General features: G+C 60.2%; 16 protein-coding genes. 1 reads left to right on the top strand and 15 read right to left on the bottom strand.

Translation table 11 applies throughout. The features are described 5' to 3' along the window. Positions 1 to 9 precede the first annotated feature (9 nt). From IT585_10990 to IT585_10920, 15 genes are all read right to left on the bottom strand, one after another. Entirely contained in the window at positions 10 to 390 is a 381-nt protein-coding gene (locus IT585_10990; protein MCC6963765.1) for a hypothetical protein, read from the bottom strand. 241 nt (positions 391 to 631) lie between these two features. Then, complete coding sequence (locus IT585_10985) at positions 632 to 1,804, bottom strand: deoxyguanosinetriphosphate triphosphohydrolase (protein MCC6963764.1); 1,173 nt, start codon at positions 1,802 to 1,804, stop codon at positions 632 to 634. Between the two features lie 2 nt (positions 1,805 to 1,806). Beyond that, positions 1,807 to 2,601, bottom strand: coding sequence for a hypothetical protein (locus IT585_10980; GenBank protein ID MCC6963763.1), 795 nt, complete (start codon positions 2,599 to 2,601; stop codon positions 1,807 to 1,809). A 10-nt stretch (positions 2,602 to 2,611) separates the two neighbouring features. Beyond that, the gene (locus tag IT585_10975; GenBank protein MCC6963762.1) at positions 2,612 to 5,839 is read right to left on the bottom strand and encodes a lamin tail domain-containing protein; all 3,228 of its coding nucleotides are present in this window, start codon (positions 5,837 to 5,839) and stop codon (positions 2,612 to 2,614) included. 163 nt (positions 5,840 to 6,002) lie between these two features. Next, positions 6,003 to 7,616 (bottom strand): SHOCT domain-containing protein, encoded by a 1,614-nt coding sequence (locus tag IT585_10970; GenBank protein MCC6963761.1) that lies wholly within the window; start codon positions 7,614 to 7,616, stop codon positions 6,003 to 6,005. Positions 7,617 to 7,619: 3 nt separating this feature from the next. Then, on the bottom strand, positions 7,620 to 8,678 hold the full coding sequence (locus IT585_10965; GenBank protein ID MCC6963760.1) for a sigma-54-dependent Fis family transcriptional regulator: 1,059 nt from the start codon (positions 8,676 to 8,678) through the stop codon (positions 7,620 to 7,622). Positions 8,679 to 9,043: 365 nt separating this feature from the next. Then, entirely contained in the window at positions 9,044 to 11,209 is a 2,166-nt protein-coding gene (gene rnr, locus IT585_10960; GenBank protein ID MCC6963759.1) for a ribonuclease R, read from the bottom strand. 81 nt (positions 11,210 to 11,290) lie between these two features. Then, positions 11,291 to 11,806, bottom strand: a complete 516-nt coding sequence (locus IT585_10955; GenBank protein MCC6963758.1) for an O-acetyl-ADP-ribose deacetylase — start codon at positions 11,804 to 11,806, stop codon at positions 11,291 to 11,293. 60 nt (positions 11,807 to 11,866) lie between these two features. Beyond that, positions 11,867 to 12,895, bottom strand: coding sequence for a rod shape-determining protein (locus IT585_10950; GenBank protein ID MCC6963757.1), 1,029 nt, complete (start codon positions 12,893 to 12,895; stop codon positions 11,867 to 11,869). 75 nt (positions 12,896 to 12,970) lie between these two features. Beyond that, positions 12,971 to 13,738, bottom strand: a complete 768-nt coding sequence (locus IT585_10945) for a gamma-glutamyl-gamma-aminobutyrate hydrolase family protein (protein MCC6963756.1) — start codon at positions 13,736 to 13,738, stop codon at positions 12,971 to 12,973. Positions 13,739 to 13,746: 8 nt separating this feature from the next. Beyond that, positions 13,747 to 15,654, bottom strand: coding sequence for a BamA/TamA family outer membrane protein (locus tag IT585_10940; GenBank protein MCC6963755.1), 1,908 nt, complete (start codon positions 15,652 to 15,654; stop codon positions 13,747 to 13,749). Next, positions 15,654 to 19,244 carry a translocation/assembly module TamB domain-containing protein gene (locus tag IT585_10935; protein ID MCC6963754.1) on the bottom strand — a complete coding sequence of 1,197 codons (3,591 nt, stop codon included), beginning with the start codon at positions 19,242 to 19,244 and terminating at the stop codon, positions 15,654 to 15,656. Before IT585_10935 ends, IT585_10940 begins: the two co-directional genes overlap by 1 nt. Then, positions 19,241 to 19,843 carry a carboxymuconolactone decarboxylase family protein gene (locus IT585_10930; GenBank protein ID MCC6963753.1) on the bottom strand — a complete coding sequence of 201 codons (603 nt, stop codon included), beginning with the start codon at positions 19,841 to 19,843 and terminating at the stop codon, positions 19,241 to 19,243. The genes IT585_10935 and IT585_10930 overlap by 4 nt, the downstream gene beginning before the upstream one ends. Before the next feature lie 152 nt (positions 19,844 to 19,995). Further along, the gene (locus tag IT585_10925) at positions 19,996 to 20,730 is read right to left on the bottom strand and encodes a zf-HC2 domain-containing protein (GenBank protein MCC6963752.1); all 735 of its coding nucleotides are present in this window, start codon (positions 20,728 to 20,730) and stop codon (positions 19,996 to 19,998) included. After that, positions 20,687 to 21,286 carry a sigma-70 family RNA polymerase sigma factor gene (locus IT585_10920; protein MCC6963751.1) on the bottom strand — a complete coding sequence of 200 codons (600 nt, stop codon included), beginning with the start codon at positions 21,284 to 21,286 and terminating at the stop codon, positions 20,687 to 20,689. Before IT585_10920 ends, IT585_10925 begins: the two co-directional genes overlap by 44 nt. 148 nt (positions 21,287 to 21,434) lie before the next feature. Between IT585_10920 and IT585_10915 the strand changes: the two genes are divergently transcribed. Next, positions 21,435 to 21,825: nitroreductase family protein (locus tag IT585_10915; GenBank protein ID MCC6963750.1), on the top strand; the 391-nt coding region annotated here is incomplete at its 3' end.

Raw genomic sequence — 21,825 nt, 5'->3', positions numbered from 1 at the left:
AGTGTAATGTCAGTCGGATGCCAAACCTAAGGTCGCCGGGTTTTCGCGCTGCGGAATCCAGTTCAGCGAATAACTGAACTTGTTCCGGAACATCATCGCCATGTTGCGGAACGGCTGCAGGTCCTTGTTGCAGTACATCTTCTCGTTGATCTGGTTGACCACCGTGAAGCTGTCGCCGTAAACCTCGATCGTCCGGTCGCGAAATACCTGCGGATTCAATTCGACGAATTCCAGCAAAGTGAGGAGGGAAGCATATTCGCATTCGGCGGGAGAGCCGGCAAAGCGCGATCGGAAGACTATCCCCACATCCGGAACCGCAAATGAGATCACGGCATTATGGAGACCGTCGGTGCGCTTGTCTTTGACTTCGGCGTAGAAGTAGCATTCCATCTCAGTCCTCCTCATTGCTGTGCCATGATTTACAGCAAACCCCATGCCGCCGCTTCCGCCGGTCGTGATCACACCATCTGGCGTCGCCGTGGCCTCACGACGATTGATATCTGCCTTGAAAACAACTGCTTAGATGCGGGGCAAAACCGATACTCGTGAAAGATGGTGCGATTCCGTGGGGTGAGACTCTCAATGTGCTGCAAGCCGTTTCACAGGCTGTGCAGCCGAGGGCGCGATTTGGTCAGATAGCAAGTTGCTCGGGACGCACGCCGCCGATCAGCCGCGTGTGCTCCTGCCAGGCAAACCGGTCGGTCATTCCCGCGATGTAGTCCTTCACGACCATGCGGATCGGCTGGTCGTAAAGCCGCTTGCGGAACTTCTCCGGCAGCAGCTCCGGCTGGGCCAGATAGGCCTCGAACAACTGGGTGACGATGCGAATCGCAATCTGGTTGATCTCGACCAGCCGCGGGTCGCGGTACAGCCGGCTGAAGAGAAACGTCTTCAGTTCCCTGGCCTCGGCGGCCGCATCGCTCGAAAACGCCACCAGGTTCTCGCGGCAGTTGACCACATCGGCAAACGTCTCAATCCGGGCTTCTTCCAGCCGTCGGGCGGTGTTGTTGATGATATCCGACACCCCCCAGTTGATCAGCAGCCGGATCAAATGGTAATGGCGTTTGCGCCGCGGCAGATCGGGGTAGGCTTGTAACGACTGCTCGAGCAGGCGGGATATCACCGGTACCTGGCGCATTTCCTCATCCGCCAGAATTGCCGAGAAAAAGCCGTCGTCCACATCATGCGCGTTGTAGGCGATCTCGTCGGCAAAATTGACGATCTGCCCCTCCAGCGTCGGCCGCAACTGCGGATCGAAATCGCCGACCACCGGCATATCGTAGTCGGTCTCATGCTTGACGATCCCCTCACGCACCTCAAATGTCAGATTGAGGCCGCGGAAATTGGGGTAGCGGTCCTCGATGAAATCCACCACCCGCAGAGACTGGGCGTTGTGATTAAATCCGCCTTCGTCTTTAAGCAGCTGCCGCAACGCATCCTCACCCGCATGGCCGAATGGCGTGTGCCCGAGATCGTGCACCAACGCCACCGTCTCGGCGAGGTCTTCGTTCAATCGCAGCGCGCGGGCTATCGTCCGCGAAATCTGCGCGACCTCCATCGTGTGGGTCAGGCGCGTGCGGAAATGATCGTCATTGGGGGAGGCAAATACCTGCGTCTTGTGCTTCAACCGGCGAAATCCAGCCGAATGAATCACCCGGTCGCGGTCGCGCTGAAAACAGGTGCGATAACCGTGCTCCGGCTCCGGATGTTGCCGGCCGCGCGAACGCGCGCTGTGGGCCGCGTACGGCGCTAACGTCCGCTCTTCCTGCTCTTCGAGAAACTGTCGCGTGACCAAATACTGCATACCTATCGCACATACAGCACCCCCACAAAGTGTGTGCCGCCCAAATATAGGGAATTCCGATAGGCATACTCAAACTCAATTCCCGCCAGCTTCAGCGAAATCCCGCCGGCAAAATCGGTCGGCGCCGTGACAATCCCCATCTGCAGCGATAACTCCGGCGCCAGTCGAAATACCTGCCCGGCCGAGAAACGATCCGGTAGACTCTCAATCAGGCATTGATTCAGGCACACGGCAATCAGCGGACTCAATTGCCACGTCACCGACAGGTCGGCTTCGCGCCCGATTGGATCAAGCCCGTTCTCATACCGCGGTCGGTTCAGATTCCGCCACGCGAACGCAACGACCCGCCCCGATCGCACCTGATACCGAATCCCCGCCGATACCGCCATCGCATTGAGCCGACGATAACCCTCGCCAAACTGCAGATCGAGGTAGTTGAACCCTACGCCGACAGCAAGCTCCTTGGCAATTCGCCGCGACAGCGCCGCCAGGTAGCTGCGCTCCCAAAAATAATCGCCACCCGCCAACTGCTGCACCACGAAGCTCAAACTCCAGCTCCCGTTGCCGTAACTACCTCCGCCGGTGGCCAATTCGAAATCGCCCATGCCGTACAGGCGCGTCCAATCCACCGCGACCGCCCAGCGCCGCTCGCCGCGCAACGCCGGGTTGCGCTGAACATCAAGTGGCGAAAAGCACATCAGGTCAATTGCACCAGCGAGCGCCTGCGATCGCAACGACCCGTCCATTTGCTGCGCGGCCGCCGACGAACTCACTGCGGAAGCCAGCAGCAGTAACACCGCGCCAATGCTAATGACCCGCCGCAACCGCAAACCCCGCTTTCATCTCAAAGCCGCTCCCGTCGTCTGCGGCTAACTTGAGAATGTAAGCCCCAACCGGGAGACGACCGCAGTACTCGGAAGCTCCGTCGTAGCAGTACTCGCCTGATGAGAACGGCCGCGCCTCCGCAATGACGCAATGACGCCGTCCCGCCAGATCGAACACCTCAATCGTCAGTGGCGTCGCCGGCGGACACTTGATCGCCAGAGTGAGCGCCTCGCCCTCATTCGGCGCAAAAACACGCTTCGGCAATAACAACTCCACGGCATGCTGCACCGGTCCGCTCACCGAGTTCGGCTTGCCGGGTGTCGACCCCGTTGCCGCCGTCGCCGGATACCATCCGCCCCCGATCTCGTCAAGCTCGTACGACTGCCCCGTAACAGCAACACCGCGATACGCAACGCTGTCGACGAGCGACCCAAATTCGTCAATCAGCCTGATCTCGTCGCCGCTGTTGTTCAGACTACACCAGACCTCCGTCGTCAGAAGCGGGCAATCGGGCCCAACCTCTGCACGCATCAGGCTGGTATCCTGGGCGACCACGGCATAGGTCTCAGGCAAAAGCACCACCGGCGCTACGATGTTCGATTGCCGCGATGCATCGCCCAGCTTCCATCCCGCCAGATCAAGCGCATCATCGGAGTTGTTGCGGATTTCCACCCACTCCGTCGCCGACCCCGATCGCGGCTCCGCCATGATCTCGGTAATCAGAATCTCTCGTGTTCGATACCCGGTTGTGATCGATGCCGTAACTGTATCGCCGGCCGGATTGTCGTCCGGTGACAGCATCGCCATCAATCGGTGTCGTCCCGGCGCCAACTCAATTACCGCCTCTTGCCGAAGCGAATCGCCCGCCGCCAGCGGCGCAATCACCGTTCTCACGGGTGCAACCTCGTCGCTGAAAAGACTCCATTCCGCCGCCGGCGACGTACTCCTGCCCACATTCCGGATCCACACTTCCGCCTCAACCATCAGCGGATACTCTGCATCCCGCGCCAACATCAGACCGCTGCCGCCGAAGGCGAGGTCGAAGTCCGGCAGAATCCGCGACACGGAATTTGTTCGGCACGGGGTCGCACCCATCTCGTCTTCGCTAACAAACCAGCGCGCGACGCCCGGCCGATCTTCAAGCTCATTCAACTCCAGCGAGCGGTTCTCGCCCGCCGCCACGGCATGCACGACGCTGTCCACCAGATGCCCGAATTCATCCAGCAGCTTGATCGCATCGCCGTCGTTGTTCAGATTGCTCCAGCTGGCGACAGCGGCCGCAGCGCAATCGCCGCCGTAGTAATCCGCGAACCCCGCCGAATCCTGCGCCAGCACCAGGTACGCTTGCGGCATCAACAGCCAATCGGCAAACCGTCCCGGTTGTCCGCCGGCATCGCCGATCCGCCAGCGACTGATGACAACCGGGTATTCGGAGTTGTTCCGTACCTCGACCCATTCCGATTCCAGTCCCCCGGTCGGATCAGCCAGAAACTCGGTAATCACTACTTCCCGCGTCGGTCGGCCCAGCGTCAACTCCACAGCAGCGTCGTTGTTGGTCGCATCCTCATCCGCGCTCAGGCGCGCGCGCAGCCAATGCCGCCCCGAGGGCAGCATCAAATGGCACGGTGCATCGACCGAATCGCCAACGCCAACGACCGGCACAATCAGCGTCTGCAGCAATTCACTGTCGTCGATCACGTCATCACGATCGCGATCGTCGAAGACCTCAATGATTGACTCCGGCGACGGCAGCACTCCATGATTGACCACTCGCAACAACAGCCCGATCTCATTCGGTTGGTCCAGCGCCGGAATTGTCCCGATCTTGTTGCCCACAAACCCCAAGTCGCGTGCCGGCGGCAAAACTCGCTCCGAGTTTACGGCGCAGGGCGTGCTGCCATTCGCCGCGCTCGATACATAGAAGTCGCGCAAGAAATCGCCGCTCGTCGAATCCCCATCGCGCTCCCAACTCCGCCCGGCCGCGATTGCGCCGCTGTACGCCATGCTGTCCGCCATCACTGCAAAATCATTGCGAATCACGATCTGCCCCTGCTTTTCATCAAGCCCCGGCCACTCTTGCATCTCAATCAGCGCGCACGTGGCCTCCGGAAAGCTCCGCCGCACCGCCGCGCTGTCGCCGCAGATCAATGCAAATGCCCCCGGCGCCAACTCCGCATCAGTCCTGACCGAATCAACCTTGCCGTCGTTTTCAATGATCCAGCCCCGCAGTGGCAGATTGTAGTCGGTGCGATTAACCACCTCGATCCACTCGCCGCCCCCTTCTTCGGTTGCCTTTGGTAGAAACTCATTGATGCACGCTTCACGGTACGTCGCGTCGAGGTAGAGGCGGAATTCGGCTCGATTGTCAGTCGAATCGCCGTCCGCATCGAGCGTCAATGCCAACAGATTGCGTCCGCGCGCAGCCGCGATCTCGATCGACAGCGCCGCCTCCGAATCGGGCGCCAAGGACGGCAATTCCAGATTAATCAGCGAATCGCCGCTGTCAATTGTTCCGTCGCGCCCGGTATCTAAATAGACCACGATCCGCCCTGAGTGCGAGCGTCGTCCCGTATTGACAACCGCCAATCGCAACAACACCGGCGTATCAGCGGTCGGCGGCACCTCGAGCTCGAGACTATCCGGAACCAGTCCCAGATTGATCTCCGGCGCGATTATCGAATTCACCCGCCCCGGCGTTGATCCCGTGCTGTCCTTGCACAAACCAAAATTGCTGCTGCGCGCCGAAATCGCCCAGTTGATCCGCTCCAGCGAAACCCCGTCCGGCGGCGATGATCGCCACCCCACCCGCTCAACCACGCCGCTCGCCTTGTCAATGATGCAGATCGTATCACCGGCGTTGCGCAGCGAGAACTTCGCCGCGACCACCGGGAAGTCCTCTTCCGGAGTATCGCCCCAGACACCGGAGCTGTTTCCCCACTGCGATTCAAAACTCGCCCCGCTGTCGGCCGCCACCGGCTTGCGCGACAGCACGACAAAACCCTCAGACTCGATCGTAACCGCCGCAAACCGCGAAGTGTCCACGCCGTCGATCAGCGCGAAATCGACCAGACTCACCGGCAAACTCGACACGTTGAACAGCTCGATCCATTCCAGCGCCGTCTCCGAGCCCGGCTCGTTGATCATGATCTCATTGATCACCAGCCGGCTCGATGCCGCTGCCGACACCGCCAATTGCAGCGCTACAATCACACCGAGCCCGAATACTCTGCAATACCGAAGAATACTGCACACCTTTGCTTCTCAGCCCAAAGACTTTTGCGACCTCATGTAGTGGTCAAGTCGCTCCATGTTAGTGCATTGGACCGCCGGTGTCAATCGTAATCTTCAGTCAACTGATTGGAATGCCCGGCTTCTAAAATTCAAGCTTCGTGTCGAGCCGAACCTCCCAATCGTCAAGCTTGCCGCGCTCCGGGTAATACCGCGTTTGCACCACCAGCGAGATCCCACTGAAGGCGCTGTCGACATAGCGCTCGCTGATCGCCAACAGCAGCTTCTCATCACCGCCTCTGCCCCAGTCGCTGTCGCGCCAGTCGGCCGCCGCTGCCAGGCGAAACTTCTCCGCCACCTTGGCCTCGATCTCATTCCGCGCGCGCCACTCTGCCCGTTCCCTTGCACTCAAAGTGCGCCGGCCGATGCGCACCAATGACTCGCTCCGCAGGCGTTCCGACAGCCGCAATTCCGTCGTCGCCGTCAACCACTGCCGCGAATCTGCCGCGCTTGCCGCCAGATCGAGGTCCTCCCACAATCCCTGCAGCCGCAACATCCGCACCAGTGACGTCCGGGTGCGGCCGCTGCGCATCCACACAACCCGCACCGCCACGCCCTCGCGCCCCACCAGGCTGTTCCGCCAGCGTATCAATTCGCTCCGCCAGGTCACCTCGCGACTCGGACGGTGTTCCACCTCCACCGCTACGCCGCGCCGACCGGTGCGCTTGTCGGAATACTCGAAGTCGATCTCGGAAATCTCCGTCGTACCGTAATCGCCGTAAGCGTACCCGCCCGACTCGACATTGCGATAATTGCGGCCGTAGGCGAAGGCCACTATGTCGAGCCGGCTCCCGCCGCGTCGGACTTCAAGCTGATACTGATGCGCCGCGCCCCCATCCGTCATCAAAGACGATTCGCCGTAGAGAGTGAAATACTCCAGCTCCTTCTTGAACTGCGGCGCCAGAAACACCGCCCGCCGCGGCGTTCGCCCCAGCTCACCGATCGACTGGTGCAGCACCGTTAAGCCATATTGGTCTGCCCTCAACCTCATCTCAATCGCCAGCGCGTGGCTGGTGCGGAAATGCCGATTCCCCTCCACGTGCGAGGAATAGCCCTGAAGCCGCAAGTTGCGACCAACGCGGCCATTCTGAAACCACCCGCCGATACCGTTTTGCCGGGTCAGGCTCGGAAACAACCAGCTTGAACCAAAGTCGCCTATCTGCCGCAACGCCGCCGGTGCGCTGCGATTGCCTACCGTCAGAATTCCCCAACTCCAAAGATCGACATCGCCAAGACCGACCCCGGCCACTCGGCCCCAATGGTAACCGAACGAACGCTTCCGCATCCGCCAATCACCCGTCCGCGTCCGTTCCACTTCAACGTCAAGATACCAGCTGGAATCTCTGAAACTCATTCGGTCGATCCGGCTGTGAAGCTCGCTGATCGTGTGCGTGGAGCGATACGACCACACCGACTTCGTGCTGCCGGCCACGAAATTCTTCGGCGCAAACCCCTCGGCATGGTCGGCCGTCTCCGGCGGAAGCTGATTCCCATCGATCAGCCAGTTTTCCCCCAACAGTGCCTCCCGCACCAACTCGTAGTCCTCTTCCGAGATCTCCCCCGCCGCCAGTGCTTCGTCCAACTGCTCGATCGACTTGAAGATCTGATCAGTGAAGAAAATCGGCAAAGCACTCGATGTTATCGGCAGCCACACGATCGCCAGCGCAGCCACCACCCACTTTGCTATGTTATGAGTCATGATTTACATAAGATTGAACTTCCGCAGCTTGCGGTACAATGTCCGCTCGCCGATCCCCAGTATCGTCGCCGCCTTCTTGCGATTTCCCCCGACCCGCTGCAACGTCTCCCGAATCAGTTGCTCTTCCATCGCTTCCAAATCTCCGCCCGACTGCTCGGTGTGAACCGCCTGCGGTTGCGCCGGCACCGCTCCACCCAAACGCTCGTGAATCAAGCGCTTTAAGTCAATCACTTCGTTGGCCAGATTCAACAGCGCCTGATAAATCAGCCGGTAACCCGACTCCTCCGCCGTCAGATTCGTGACGACCGGCAGGCTGCGATCGTCCAATCGATGTTTGTCCAGCAGCGAGGCCACCGTCTCGCGGCTCACCTCACCGGACGGATTCGTCACCAACAGCCGCTGCAGAAAATTGGTCAACTCCCGCACATTCCCCGGCCACGAATACCGCAGCAGCAACTCGGTCGCCTCCGGACTGAACCGGATGTTGCTCTTGAGCCGGCCCAGATTGTGCGCGATAATCGGCAGAATATCCTCCGGCCGCTCCGATAGCCGCTGCATCTGGATCGTGATCACGCTCAGGCGGTAGTACAAGTCCGCCCGGAAATTCCCCGCCTCGACCTCCGACTGCAGGTCGCGATTGGTCGCGGCGATGAAACGCACGTCCACCGCTGTCGTCTTGCGCCCTCCGACCGCCATAAACGTCTTGGTGTCGATCGCCCGCAGCAATTTCGCCTGCAGGCGCGGATGCATTTCCCCGATCTCGTCGAGAAACAACGTTCCCCCGTGCGCCTGCTGCAACAAACCCGGCTGCGTTCGATCCGCGCCGGTAAATGCCCCCTTCTCGTAACCGAACAACTCAGATTCGAGCAGTGCCTCGGGAATCGAAGCGCAATTCAGCGAGATATACTCGCGGTCGGCGCGCGGCGAGTTATTGTGAATCGCCCGCGCAATCAGCTCCTTGCCGCTGCCCGACGGCCCGGTCACCAGCACCGAAATATCGGTCGGCGCCACCTGCTGAATCCGCCGCGCCGCCTCGCGCAAATTCGGTGAATGTCCAAACATCCCCGCTTCGTCCAGAAGCCGTCGTACCGCGAGCGCCTCCGTCAGCAATTCCCGGATTTCCTCCAGCGGCAACGTCTTGTCGATCAAACTGTCGGGCGCCGGCTCATCAAACTTGCCGTCGCGCGCCAACAACAGAATATCCGTCAGCGGCGCCAGCCGCTGCAACCGCCGCATGAACGGTATCGTCTCGGCTCCGAGCGCGTCGGCATCAAGCACGACAAAACGCGGCGCCTCCTTGCCCAGCGCCGCCATCGCCTGTTGCACCGACTCGGCCCAACTGACCGTCAAACCCTCGACGCGCAGGGATCGCAGCGCCTCCTCGAACACGCGGTCGCCCCGAACCGCCAACAGCGCATAGTTTGCGCTCACCGCCAACGTCTCCGGTTGCGATACGAATACGCCTGTAACCGTGGCTTGGCTTGATCCTGGATCAGCCGGAAATCGATCTGCCCCGATTCGACCGCCACATTGATCACCTGCACTTGCACCTTGTCCCCCAGCCGCATCCGACGTTGCGTGCGCTTGCCGATGATCTCATGCCGCTCCAGTTCAACGTGATAATAATCATCCTCCAACGTCGCCAGCCGCACCATCCCCTCCGCGCCGATATCCAGCAACCGCACGAAGAATCCGAAGCTCAGCATCCCGCTGATCACGCCGTTGAACACCTCGCCCAACTGCCGCGACAAGAATTCCGCCTGCTTGATCGCGATCGTCTCGCGCTCCGCCTCCATAATCACGATTTCCTGCTGCGAGCAATGTTCGCCGATCCGATCCAGCGCCGCCTTCAATCCCCCCGCCTTCGACTTCTTGAACGTCCCGCGCAGCACCTCCTTCAGCGTGCGATGAACAATCAAGTCCGGGTAGCGGCGAATCGGCGACGTGAAATGCAGGTAGTGCGGGAACGCCAGCCCGAAATGGCCGATGTTCTCCGTCTGATACGTCGCCTTCTGCATCGAGCGCACCAGCAGTTCGTTGAGCAGGTCCGCCTCCGGCCGTCCTTCGATCGACTCGATGAACTCCGCGATATGTTTCGGCTGCGGCGGCGATCCGAACGATGCGCGATGGCCGAAACTGCGCGCGAATTCCACGAAATTCGCCAGCTTCTCCTCATCCGGCGGTGGATGCACCCGATATAGCGCCGGCACCGTACGCCCCAGCATCTCCTGCGCTACCAGCCGGTTCGCCAGCAGCATGAATTCCTCGATGATCCGGTGGCTCATCTTGCGCTCGCGCTTAACGATCTTCGTCACGATGCCGTAGTCGTCGAGGAAAACCTTGTACTCCGGCAGATCGAAATCAATCGATCCCTGCCGGCGCCGGCGGTCGATTAGCTTCAGCGCTAACTCGTGCATGACTCGAATCGCCTGCACGACCCGCTTCTGCTTGTCTAGGCCCGCGCCGCCGTCCAACGTCTCCTGCACCTGCTCGTAGCTGAGCTTGGCGCACGAGCGAATCACACTCTCGTGAATCTTATACTTCTTCACGTTCCCGGCGACATCCAGATCGATCAGCACCGACATCGCGAGCCGGTCCAGCTTCTCTTTCAACGAACAGAGATTGTTCGACAACTTCTCCGGCAGCATCGGCAACACCCGATCCACCAGGTACGCCGAGGCCGTTCGCCCGCGCGCCTCCTTGTCGAGTTTCGTGCCGCTTTCGACGTATTGGCTGACGTCGGCGATGTGCACGCCCAACCGGTAACCCTCCCCCAAGCGCTCGACCGAGACCGCGTCATCGTGATCCTTGGCGTCCTCCGGATCAATCGTAAACGTCGTCGTCTTGCGCAAATCGAGCCGCCGCGCAATTTCCTCCGCCGGAATCTCTTCGGCAATCACCGCCGCCTCGCTCATCACCGCTGCCGGAAACGCCGTCGGCAGCTTGAACTTGTAAATCGTCGAGAGGACATCGACATCCTTCTCCCCCGGCAAGCCCAGCACGTGCAGAATCTTGCCGCGCGGGATGTCGCGCTCGTTCGTCCATTCCTCCAGATGCACGACCACCTTCGTGCCGTCGCGCAATGGTGTCCCCTTTGGTGGCTCTACCCGGATCTCAATCTTCAGCCGTGGATCGTCCGGCAGCACGAAGGTGTGGAATCGGCTCTGATAAAACTTGCCGACCACCTCGGTCGTCGCCCGCTCCAATACCTTGACAATTTCACCGGCCGGGCGCGCGCGTTTGGCGGCGGGAAGCATCCGCACTTCAACCTGGTCCCCGTGCAGCGCCGTCCCCAGCCCCCATTCCTCAATCACGATTTCTTCCTTGTCGCCCTCGGGCTGAACAAACGCCCGCCCCGATTTCGTGACGCTCAACCGGCCCACCACTGTAGCCTCGGCCTTGCGCTGCCCGCCGACTCGCCCGCCGCGCTGGCGATTGAGCTTGCCTGACTTCATCATTCCCTTGACCGTGCGCCGGAACTCGACGTACTCCGCAGCCGGTATCTGCATCTTCTTGGCCAGTTCGCGAATCTTAAGCGGTCGGGTGCCAAGGGCTGCGACCTCCGCTGCTATCCGTGTCTCCAGTTTCTTCATAGTGTCAAACCTATGCCCCATCGCCCCCCAAGTCAACCTCAACTGTCAAGTTGGAAGAAATTCTGTCAAAATGGCAGGAACTTAGAAGTGCTTCGTGAGTAATCGCTCGTACACGGCTTCTGCGGTTCTGTCAAAACAGGCAAAAACCACCAGCTTGATCGACCGGTGATGGTTGAGCGCATTCACCGACTCCCGCACCGCAATCTCAGCCGCGTCTTCGAGCGGATAGCCGTAAGCGCCCGCGCTGATCGCCGGAAACGCGATACTGTGAAGCTTGGCCCGGATGAGCAGTTCGAACGATCGCCGGTAGCACGATCGCAGCTGATCGTCCTCGCTATGATCCCCGCCCTTCCACACCGGCCCAACCGTGTGAATCACCTGCCGTGCCTTGAGATTGTACCCCTTGGTGATTTTCGCATCGCCGGTCTGACATCCCCCCAACGCCCGACATTCTGCCAGCAATTCCGGCCCGGCCGCCCGGTGAATCGCGCCGTCAACTCCGCCGCCACCCAGAAGTGTCGTATTGGCGGCATTGACAATCGCATCCACATCGAGGTCGGTAATCGAACCGAGATGGATTTTGAGCCGCTCCTGCATTGTCATAGGAAATTCGCCGCGGTCAAACTAATGGGAAGAATTAACGAATGGCAAGATGAATCAGTCACGCCGGCTGCGAATCAGTACCTTCGAGAACTTGGCCATGTTCTCCAGCACCGCACCCGTCCCGCGTGCCACGCACGTCAACGGATCGTCCGCCACGATCACCGGCAGGTTGGTCTCCTGCCGAATCCGCTTATCCAGCCCGCGCAACAGCGCGCCGCCGCCGGTCAAGATGATGCCGCGATCGAGAATATCGGAGGCCAGCTCCGGCGGGGTCTGCTCCAGCGACAGCCGTACGGCATCGATAATCGATGACACCGGCTCCGTTAACGCCTCACGCACCTGCGCCGAACTCACCTTGACGTTCTTCGGCACCCCCGCCACCAGATCGCGCCCCTTGATCTCCATCGAGTCTTCGCGCTCCAATTCGATCGCCGACCCGACCTTCATCTTGATTTCCTCGGCGGTCAGATCGCCGATGAGCAGATTGAAGTTCTTCTTCATGTAGATGACGATCGCCTCGTTCATCTCGTCGCCCGCGATGCGAATCGAGGTATTGTTCACGATCCCGTTCAGCGCGATCACCGCGATCTCCGAGGTCCCGCCGCCGATATCGATGATCATGTTGCCCGAGGGCTGGTCCACCGGCAGTCCGACGCCGATCGCCGCCGCCATTGGTTCCTGGATCAGATACACGTCACGCGCGCCGGCATTTTCCGCCGAATCGCGCACCGCGCGCTTCTCCACCTCGGTAATTCCTGACGGGACGCAGATCACGATCCGCGGCTTCATCAGGAACTTGTGCCGTACCACGCGGCGGATGAAATCCGACAGCAGCCGCTCGGTGATCTCGAAGTCGGCAATCACGCCGTCCTTGAGCGGTCGAATCGCCGCAATCTCGCCCGGCGTGCGCCCGAGCATCCGGCGCGCCTCCGACCCGATCGCCAAGATCTTGCCGCTGGCCACCTCCACCGCCACCACCGACGGCTCGTTAAGCACAATCCCCTGCCCGCGCACGAATACCAGCGTGTTGGCCGTGCCGAGGTCGATCCCGATATCGTTGGAAAATCTGCTGAAAATCGACATTACGCTATTTCATCCCCGTAAAGTTGGCACAAGTTAGAAAGTTTTCAATCTCCGGCAAGGGAAATGTTGCCCCGCTCACCGGCCGCTCCGGTACCGCGCCGCTGCTTCGCGCAACGCCGCAAACAATTGGCGGCTGACCGGATCGTGTCCCCACGCCTCCGGGTGCCACTGCAATCCCACCGTGAAACCGTCCGACTCGACGGCCTCGATTACTCCATCGGCAGTTCGTGCCGAAACCCGCAGCCCCTCCCCCAATCGTTTTATCGCCTGGTGGTGCGCGGTGTTCGTCTCAATCTGCGTCGCCCCGACAATCCGGTGCAGCAAAGTCCCCGTCACCACCGTGACCGGATGCCGGGTGGCAAAGTCCAGCTCCCCCTGCTGCGAATGATTACCCGCCCCCGGCTGATACGACAAGTCCTGGTACAGCGATCCGCCGAAAGCCACATTCATGATCTGCAGCCCCCGGCAAATCCCCAGAATCGGCAACTGCCGCTGGAACGCCGCCTGCATCAGCCGCGCCTCGAAGTGGTCGCGCCGCGGGAACTGCGGCTTGCAGAGCGGATCAATCGCCTCGCCGTAAAGCTCCGGATGAACATCCTCGCCCCCGACAAACAACAGCCCGTCGACAATGCGGCCGTAGTCGTCAATGTGCTCCAGCCGTTCCGTCAGTGGAATCGCCACCGCCACCGCGTCGGCGTCCTCGACCGACTCGTAATAATGTTGCTTCAGGAATTCGAAACGATAGGCCGGCAACGGCCGAAAATCATGATCCTCGGCGGTCAACGCCAGCACCACACCGATGACCGGCTTACTCACCGCCGCCCCCAGGCTCTCGCCTTGCATTCCCTCGCTTAGAAGGCATACAAAATCCCTACATGAAACTGGCCGCCGGAGTCGACGCGGTTAATGCTGATCCGCTGGCCGTAGTCGAGCCGCACCGGCCCCACCGGCGACATGAACTGCAGCCCGACGCCGGTGGTCACTGCCACTTGTTTCAATGTTACGTTTCGCAGCTTGTCGACGTTGAAGCCGCTGTCGATAAAATACGACCCCCACAGCTTGCCGAACAACGGCCGCCGCAACTCCAGATTAAGCAGCGCCGTCGCCTCGCCGCCCACCGGCACGCTCACCAGCGTCGTGTCTGATCCGCTGCCTTTCGGGACCATTTCGTGCGGGCCGAAGTCATTCTCCGGAAAGCCGCGCATCGTGTACGCGCCGCCCAGGTAGAAGCGCTCCTTGGCCGGTACGTCCGACGACGTCCCGAATTCATTGACATAGCCCAGCCGAATCCGCGATGCAAACACCGTCTTCGACCCGAACCGATTGTACTTCGACCAGCTATACAGCAGCTTGATGAAGTCGTTGTCGCCGCCGAGAATACCGCCGACATATTCGAACCGATACACCGTATATGACCCGCTGCTCGGATTGAACCGGCTCTGAATCGGCCGGCTGTCGCGCTCCAGTTGCAGAATCAAGCGCCGGTTGATCGTGATCCCTTCCGGCTCCAGCGCCGCCCGCAGCACCGCCGAATCGACATCCACCTGCTCGTAGTTCAGCGAAGTCGACAGCTTGGTCTTCAGCGAAAATTCACGCACCGCCGTCGCGTCTACCGTAAATGACCGATAGTGGTACTTCAACGACGGCGACGCCGCCCGCGGCTCATACTTGAACGTCAGAATCAGCGGCATCCGAATCCGAAAAAGGTACGGCTCGGTATAAACAAATTGGTATTTCGGCCGCACGAACAGCGAGTCTTTGAAGGTGAAACTCGTGGTCAGCGACAAATTGGCGCTGCGCGCCGTCCCGCGGATATTACGATCACCGAATGAGCCGATCGCGTTGAACGCCACGCCGGCCTGCTCGTCCTGCGCCGCGCCGCCACCGACCGCCGCAAAGCGCGGCTTGCGCTCCACGGCACTGACGTAGAAGTCGGGCTGCAGGCTGTCCAGCGAGTTCATCGACTCCGGTAACTTCAGCGTCACGAAATTGAACAGCCCGGTGCGAATCAACCGCTGCTGCGACTCAAAGAATTTGTCGCGCGAGTAGATGTCGTTCTTCTTGAACGTGATCTCCTGCCGGAAGATGTTCGGCCTGGTCAGCAAATTCGTGTCGACGATCACGTCGCCAAACAGCACCAGCTGGTTGCGCGTGATATTGATATTGACCGTCGTCAGCGCCTGCGCCGTGTCCTTGTCGACGTCAACCGCCACGTCGGCATAGGGGTAGCCTTTGTTGGCAAAGATCGCCTTGATCCCGTTGCGCGCTTCGTTGACCGCAAAGCGGTTGAGATACTCCCCTTCCCGCAGCGCATTGGCCGCGACGCTGATGCGATAACCGTCGCTGCCCAAATCGCCGGTCAAATTCAGTTTGGCGATCCGGTAACGCTGCCCCTCGCTGATCGCAATATGCACTACCGCCGCTTCCGGTTTGTGCCCCGGCGTCAGCGTGATCTCCACCTCGGCATCGTCAAATCCCTTGCTCCGGTAGAAATACTGCAGCAGGATCAGGTCCCGCTCGTACGTCACCTTGGTGTAGCGGTTCGCCCGCATCAGGCTCACCGACTGCCAGAAACCGTCCTCCTTGGACGCGATGTTTTTGCGAATCGTCTTCTCGTCGAATGCATGGTTCCCCGTAATCACGATCTTCTCGATCATCGGCCGCTTGCTCAGCATCCGGATCAATTCCTGCTTCTGCGCCGTCGCTGCCCCCGCCAGCAGGCACACTAACAGGCCGATCAAACTGAACCGCCTCAGCATCAGCGAAACTCCCAGTTGACCAGCAGATCCAGCCGCCACAGCCGGTCGCGATCGTAGCGCCCGTTGACCGACAAATGCCGCCCCAGCCGGTACTCCGCGCCGTAATCGGCCCGGCCGTCAACCGTGAGCGATGACACGTACGTGTACACGTTCGGCAGCGTGTACAACCCCAGCGACACCGCCGCGCCCTCGATGTTGTTCTTCTCCCCCACCACCGGCGTAATCTCGAACCATTCCAGCCCGAAGTTGCGCAGCAGCGCCTGGCCGGTGATGGTGCCGAGATAGCCGAGCGCGCCGACCTGGATGCGGTTCTGGAAGTCGGAGGCCAACTGCGAGCTGTTTGCGCCGGAAGCCGTCTGATTCACCAGGATCAGCATGATCATGTCCTCGATGCTCAGTTCCGAACCCGCCGCCGCCGCAAACTGCGGCTGGCTGATCGTCCCGCGCACCGTCGCATTCACGTCGATATAGCCGCTCGAACCGCCGACACCGGCCGCAGCGCTGCGCACCCGCGTCGATACGTCGATGTACAAATCCGGATCGGGTTCCGGCTTGTTGAACGCCAGATAACTGCCCGATTCGATTCGCCAGGGCATGTCCAGGAAATAGAATGTCCCGCGTGCGACGTTGAGCGTGCCGATGTAGTTGTCCTTGGCATCCTCGCGCAACACCCGCACCGTGCCGTCCACCACCATGTTGACGTCCGAGTTCTTCACCCGCACCGACCCCGGCAGCATCTCGACATTGAGATTGTAGTCCCACAGCGCCGTGGTGTCCACGTCCTCCAGCACCATCGTGGTATATTCGTTCTCAAATTCGTCGAGATACTCCGCCTCGTAGACGGTCACGTCCCCCGAAATCAGCGGCGGATCGGCGCCCCGGACTTCCAGATCGAAGTCCGCCCGCCCGTAGATCTCCCCCAGCTCGTACTGAATCGGTACGTCGTAACCGACCACCGCCAGCTGGTAGTCCCACAGGTCGCGCGTTAGGATATTGATTTCGCCCGCCGTCCGGACTGACCCCGACCGCCACGACGACCCGAGCAGCTTCTTGCGCTTGTGCCGCACCGTGCCTTCCGCCCACTCGACGATCACCTGCTTGCCGTTCGAGGTGATCTTGGCTTCAATATCCTCGATCGGATTGGTCATCTGGTACACCTTCAGCCGCCCCTTGCTCAGATTGAATTCGCCGCGCGACTGAGGCTGCTGCGGCGTCCCGTAAATCTCCAGGTCAAGATTGAAGTCGCCGGTCAACGACTCGATCTGGTCGTTGAACGAAGACACAATACCCAGATCGTTCCCGGCCGAGCGAATATTCAGGTCCAGCGGCTTCTCCGGAACGTAGGTCACGCCGCTGTCAAGATTCATCACCAGCGGGAAGGTACCGTCGGCGTTGATGTCGTAGCCGCGAAATTTCAGATTCAGGTTCGTGAACGACAACAGCGAATCGGCGAACCGGATTTCCGTTGACAGATTCCCGAGCGAATCCGCGCCGTACACCAGCCCCGCGATCGTGCCGGTGATGGTCATTGCCGGATTTGCCAGGCGGCCCACCATCCGGCCATCGAGACTCAACGCTCCGCCCAGCAGTGTGTCGCCGGTGAGATTCGTGATCCAGTCGGTGTAGGTGAAGTCCTCGGTCGCCAGGCTCAGCACGATCGTCGTGTCGAAGCCATAGCTGCAATTGATCGCAACCCGCCCCGCGTCGCCCTGCAAGTGCACATCCTTCACGTCGATCCGGTCGGCCAGGAAATCCACCTGCACCGGCTGCGTGTTTTTGTACTCGAGCGAATCCCACTGCATCGTAAAGTTGCTGACGGTGACGAACGCCGTGCTGTCGATGATCGTCGCGTGTGCCCGGCCGTCCAGAATCATCCGGTGACTGCGCTGCAAGATCGGCGTCTCGATCGCCGCCGAGTCAATATCGAGATACGTGCGCGCCAGGTTGATCGCGACCTCGTTCGAGTCGATCTCCAGTGCCAGCCGCACGCTGTCGGCCGGCAAGTTCCAGACATCGCTCTTCCACGCGAACAGGTCAACGTACCCGCGCTGCCCATACATGAAACTGGCGATGTCGAAATCCGCCACCAGACTGTCGGTTGAGAAACCGTAGAAACTGCACGAGTCGCCGAAGAAGCGGCCGCGAATGTCGGGATCCAGCACCGGCCCCGAAACCTCATAGGTGGCGTATGCCCCGCCCGACAATTCCTCGATAAACAAATCACCCCAGAAGTCCGCCAACTGGGAAGTGCGGAAATCGCCGGCCAGCAGCATATCGCCATCGTAGCGCACAATGCCTTCCGTCGTGAACCGTGAATTCTCATACCACATCGAGAACCCCGGCTGAAAATACATGTCCTCGACGTTTAGCGTGATCTCGCCGCGCAACGAGTCGTAGCGTACCCAGTCGAACTGTCCCGGCGGGCAATCAACCGTCAGGTCAAGTGTAAACGAGTTCTCACCGAAGCCGCTCCCGTTTAGCGCAACCGTGCCGTTCATCCGCGACGGAAATGTCCCCGGTAATACCTTCTCCAGATTGAAGCTCCGCACTACCAAATCACCGCTGTACGTCTCCGGTCGCGCTTCAAAATTGATCTCGACCGCCCCCGTCATCGTGCCCCCGAACATCTGCCCGTCAAAATTCGTCAGCTTCAGGATGCCGCGGTCGAAGGTCAGATCGCTGCTGAAAGGACCCAGCTCCCGCTCAAACAACACCCCGCGCGCCTGCGCTCTCCCCTCAAACAGCTTGGGCCGCCCGGTGATCTCGGCGGAGAAATCGAACGCCCCCCGCATCGCAATCCCCAGTAAACTGCCGATCTCCGTCAGCGAGACATGGCTGTCGCGGATGCTGAACCGGAACGGCAGCGAATCCGTCAGCGGATACAGCCCCCCGCCGACTATCAGCGACGAATCAGTCAACACATAGAGTGAGTCGAGGCCGAGCGCGCCGTTGGAGTACGCCAGCCCGGTGTGCAGTTCGCGCAGGTGAAAGGATCGATGCGGATAGTGCGCCGAGACCGAGTCGAAGTTGATTGCAATGACGTCATTCTGCAACGATCCCCGGAGGGCCACATAGATGCTGTCGAAATACAGCGTCTGCTTCTGCCGCGACCACTGGAACCGTCCGTCATCGAGCACAAACCGGTCGATCGTAACATTCGGCAACGCGCGCTTCGCGGCCGTCGCCGGCTTGGCCGCGCCGTTCTTCGGCAGCAGCACCCGGCCGGTGGAATCGGACCGCAAGATCAGCGCCGGCGCCGTTATGAACAAACTGTCGATATGCCAGTCGCCGCGCCACAACCGGCGGAAATCGTAGTAGGCGTCGATCCGGTCGATCTTGACCATCCGGTAACTCTCGCCCGGAGTGCGCGTGTCGACGCGCACGTTTTCCGCCGTCAGATCGCTCCAGTACGAACCCGACAGCCGCTCAAACTCGATCGTGACGTCGTACTTCGACTCGATGTACCGCGCCAGCAGCAAATGAATCGCCCGCGGCACCAGCGTCGTCTGCGTCACCAGATAAAACGTCAAAGCCACTGCCGCGATGAAGCCGAGGATCAGCGCGATCGGGATGTGGAAGAGATACCTCATCCGCCGTACACCCGCGCCACCGTCCCGGCGATCAACCGGCGCTGCGGCCCCGCCAAGCCGGCCGCCGCCATCACGGCCGCCAGTTGCTCCGCCGTTGCGCCCAGATTGCGCGCCCCCCGCACGTGGCTATAAAGCTGCACCGGATGATTCGAATTCGCCAGGAACGCGATGCTGGCAACTTCTCGCTCCAACGCCGTCGGCCCCGGTCGCGACAACACCTTGCCGTATCCTTCCACCACCATCCACTCCGCCAGTTCCGGCGAGACCGAAGCCATGTTCGCAACCAACCGTTCGAAGTTGGGGCTGTAAATTGTCGCACACAAAATCTCCCCCCGTCGCCGCCAATCTTGCCAGTCGTGAATCTCCGCCACCGTCACCGGATTGGGGATCTGCTTGGCCGCGCGTACTTGCGCCAGCACCTTGGTCGCCTCGATCGTCTGGGCGTAGCCGAAAAACAGATACGACTGCAGGGTAATTTCGTAGGCGATCGGTAGTTCCAGCGGCTGCGGAATTGCCCGCTCGTACTCCACGCGCAATGCCTCAAGCTTCCCCGGCGCCAGTGCGTCCGCCAGCCGGGCTACCGCTATCAATCGCTCCATCGATTCCCGTTCATCCTATTGATCGCCAAAGCATTCGCTCTCAGGATCACCTAATGTAATAGTTGAAGCGACGGCATACACAACAAAAACGAAAACGCCGTCGGCATCCTCCGACGGCGTTCGCTTGTCGTTTTGGCTCGAAGTCGGCGCTCTCAGCGCGCTGCGGCATTCCGCAGCAGCGGTGAATCGCTGCTGACCGGCTTGAAGAACGGCGCCTGCGGCCGCGCTTGCGGCAACTGGTAATACCGCATCCCGGCCTGCGTCGCGTAGTCGCCGGTACTGGTCCGGCGCCCCATGCGCTTCAAATAGGCAACATACAGCGACTCAATCGTGGCGCTGGTCAGGCGCAGCGACTTGACGTTTTGTACCGACGTCGCTCGGTAGTTCGACCGCTGGCCCGACACACCGAGGATATTCTCGTAAAATGTCGGCGGCTCCTGGTACCGCTCACCGGTCGGCGTAGCGTTGACGAACTGCGCTTGCGTCGCCGGAGCCGCATCGCTCATCAGCGCCGGCTCATTCGGATTCGGGATCCGGTCGCTGCGCAAAAACGTAAACGCCAACAGTGCGCACACGCCCACCGCTGCCAGGCTCGAAGCCCACGCCAGCGGCCGCCGCCACAACGACGGCTCCCGCAGCGGCAGATAGCTCTCGGTCGGCCGGTGCTGCTCCGCGAAAATGCGGTTCATCAGTTGGAGATTAAAATCTTCGGGGACGTGCTTCTGCGGCAGCGCGCGCGCCGCGGCTACGATCTCTTCGATGTAGAGCTTTTCACGTTCACAACTTTTGCAAGATCTTATATGTGCCTCCATCTCCTTCAGGAGATTCGAGTTTAATGAACCATCATAGGATGCTGATAGGTAGGATCGAGCCTTTCGACAATTCATATGACTCCTCCATGCGCGGCTTTAAGCGGTTGCGCAGGATCGCACGAGCCCGGTTCACACGCGACTTGACCGTGCCCAGCGGCACGCCCAAAACTTGCGCAATCTCCTCGTACGAGAGATTGTCGACGTCGCGCAAAACGAAGGCGGTCTTGTATTTTTCCGGTAAACGTTTGATTTCCGTCTCCAATAAATTCCGCAACCCGGAATTGTTCTCGGCCTTCTCTTCCTTGGCCGGCAACTTGTCAGCAAAATCGAAGATATCAAAAAACTTGATTTTCTTGCGTCGGCGCAGCTCGTTGCGCGCCAAATTCAACGCGATCGTGTAAATCCACGTCGAAAACGCAAACCGAAAATCGTAGGACATCTTGTGCTGCCACACGCGCAGGAAGGTATCTTGAAGCAGATCGTTCGCTTCCTCTTCCGATGACAGCATGCGATTGAGCACATTAAACAGACGGTCTTTGTAGCGATTGACAAGCGTATTGTAGGAGACCATGTCGCCCTCCTGCACACGCTTCATCAACTCCAGATCCGGTAGTGACTCTCTGTTCAGCATCGTGTCCTTTCCATATCTGCCCAATGGTTGCTAAGCAATAATACAACCGCCCGCCGCCGTTGTTCCAGATTTCTCGCTTTCCTTCTTGCTTCGGACGCTTGGCTGCGTACATTAGTCCCGAAACCGCACCTAACCGGGAGTTTTGTAAGTGACTGTAGCCGAAGTAATTAGAAATAGGCACTCGATCCGATCCTTCGAAAACCAGCCGATCGAACCGGAAAAACTGCAAGCCATTCTCGAGGCCGCCCGCCTCGCGCCCTCCGGCTGGAACGACCAGCAATGGAAATTCATCATCGTTCGCCAGCGCGAAGCCCTCAAGAAGCTGGCGCATGCTTGCGACGACCAGATGCACGTCGCGGAAGCGGCCGTCGCCATCTGCGCCGTCATCCCCAACTGCCTCGGCCTCGAGCCGCGCAAACGCGAAATCCGCCTGCAAGATTTGGCCGTTGCCAATGCGTTCATGACCCTGCAGGCCGTCGAACTCGGACTCGGCACCTGCTGGATCGGCGCCTACAACGCCTGGAAAATCCGCCGCCTGC

The organism is Candidatus Zixiibacteriota bacterium (genome assembly GCA_020853795.1).
Taxonomy (GTDB): domain Bacteria; phylum Zixibacteria; class MSB-5A5; order CAIYYT01; family CAIYYT01; genus JADJGC01.
Note: the sequence above shows the minus strand (reverse complement) of the source record. Positions and strands in the feature narration are given on the sequence as shown.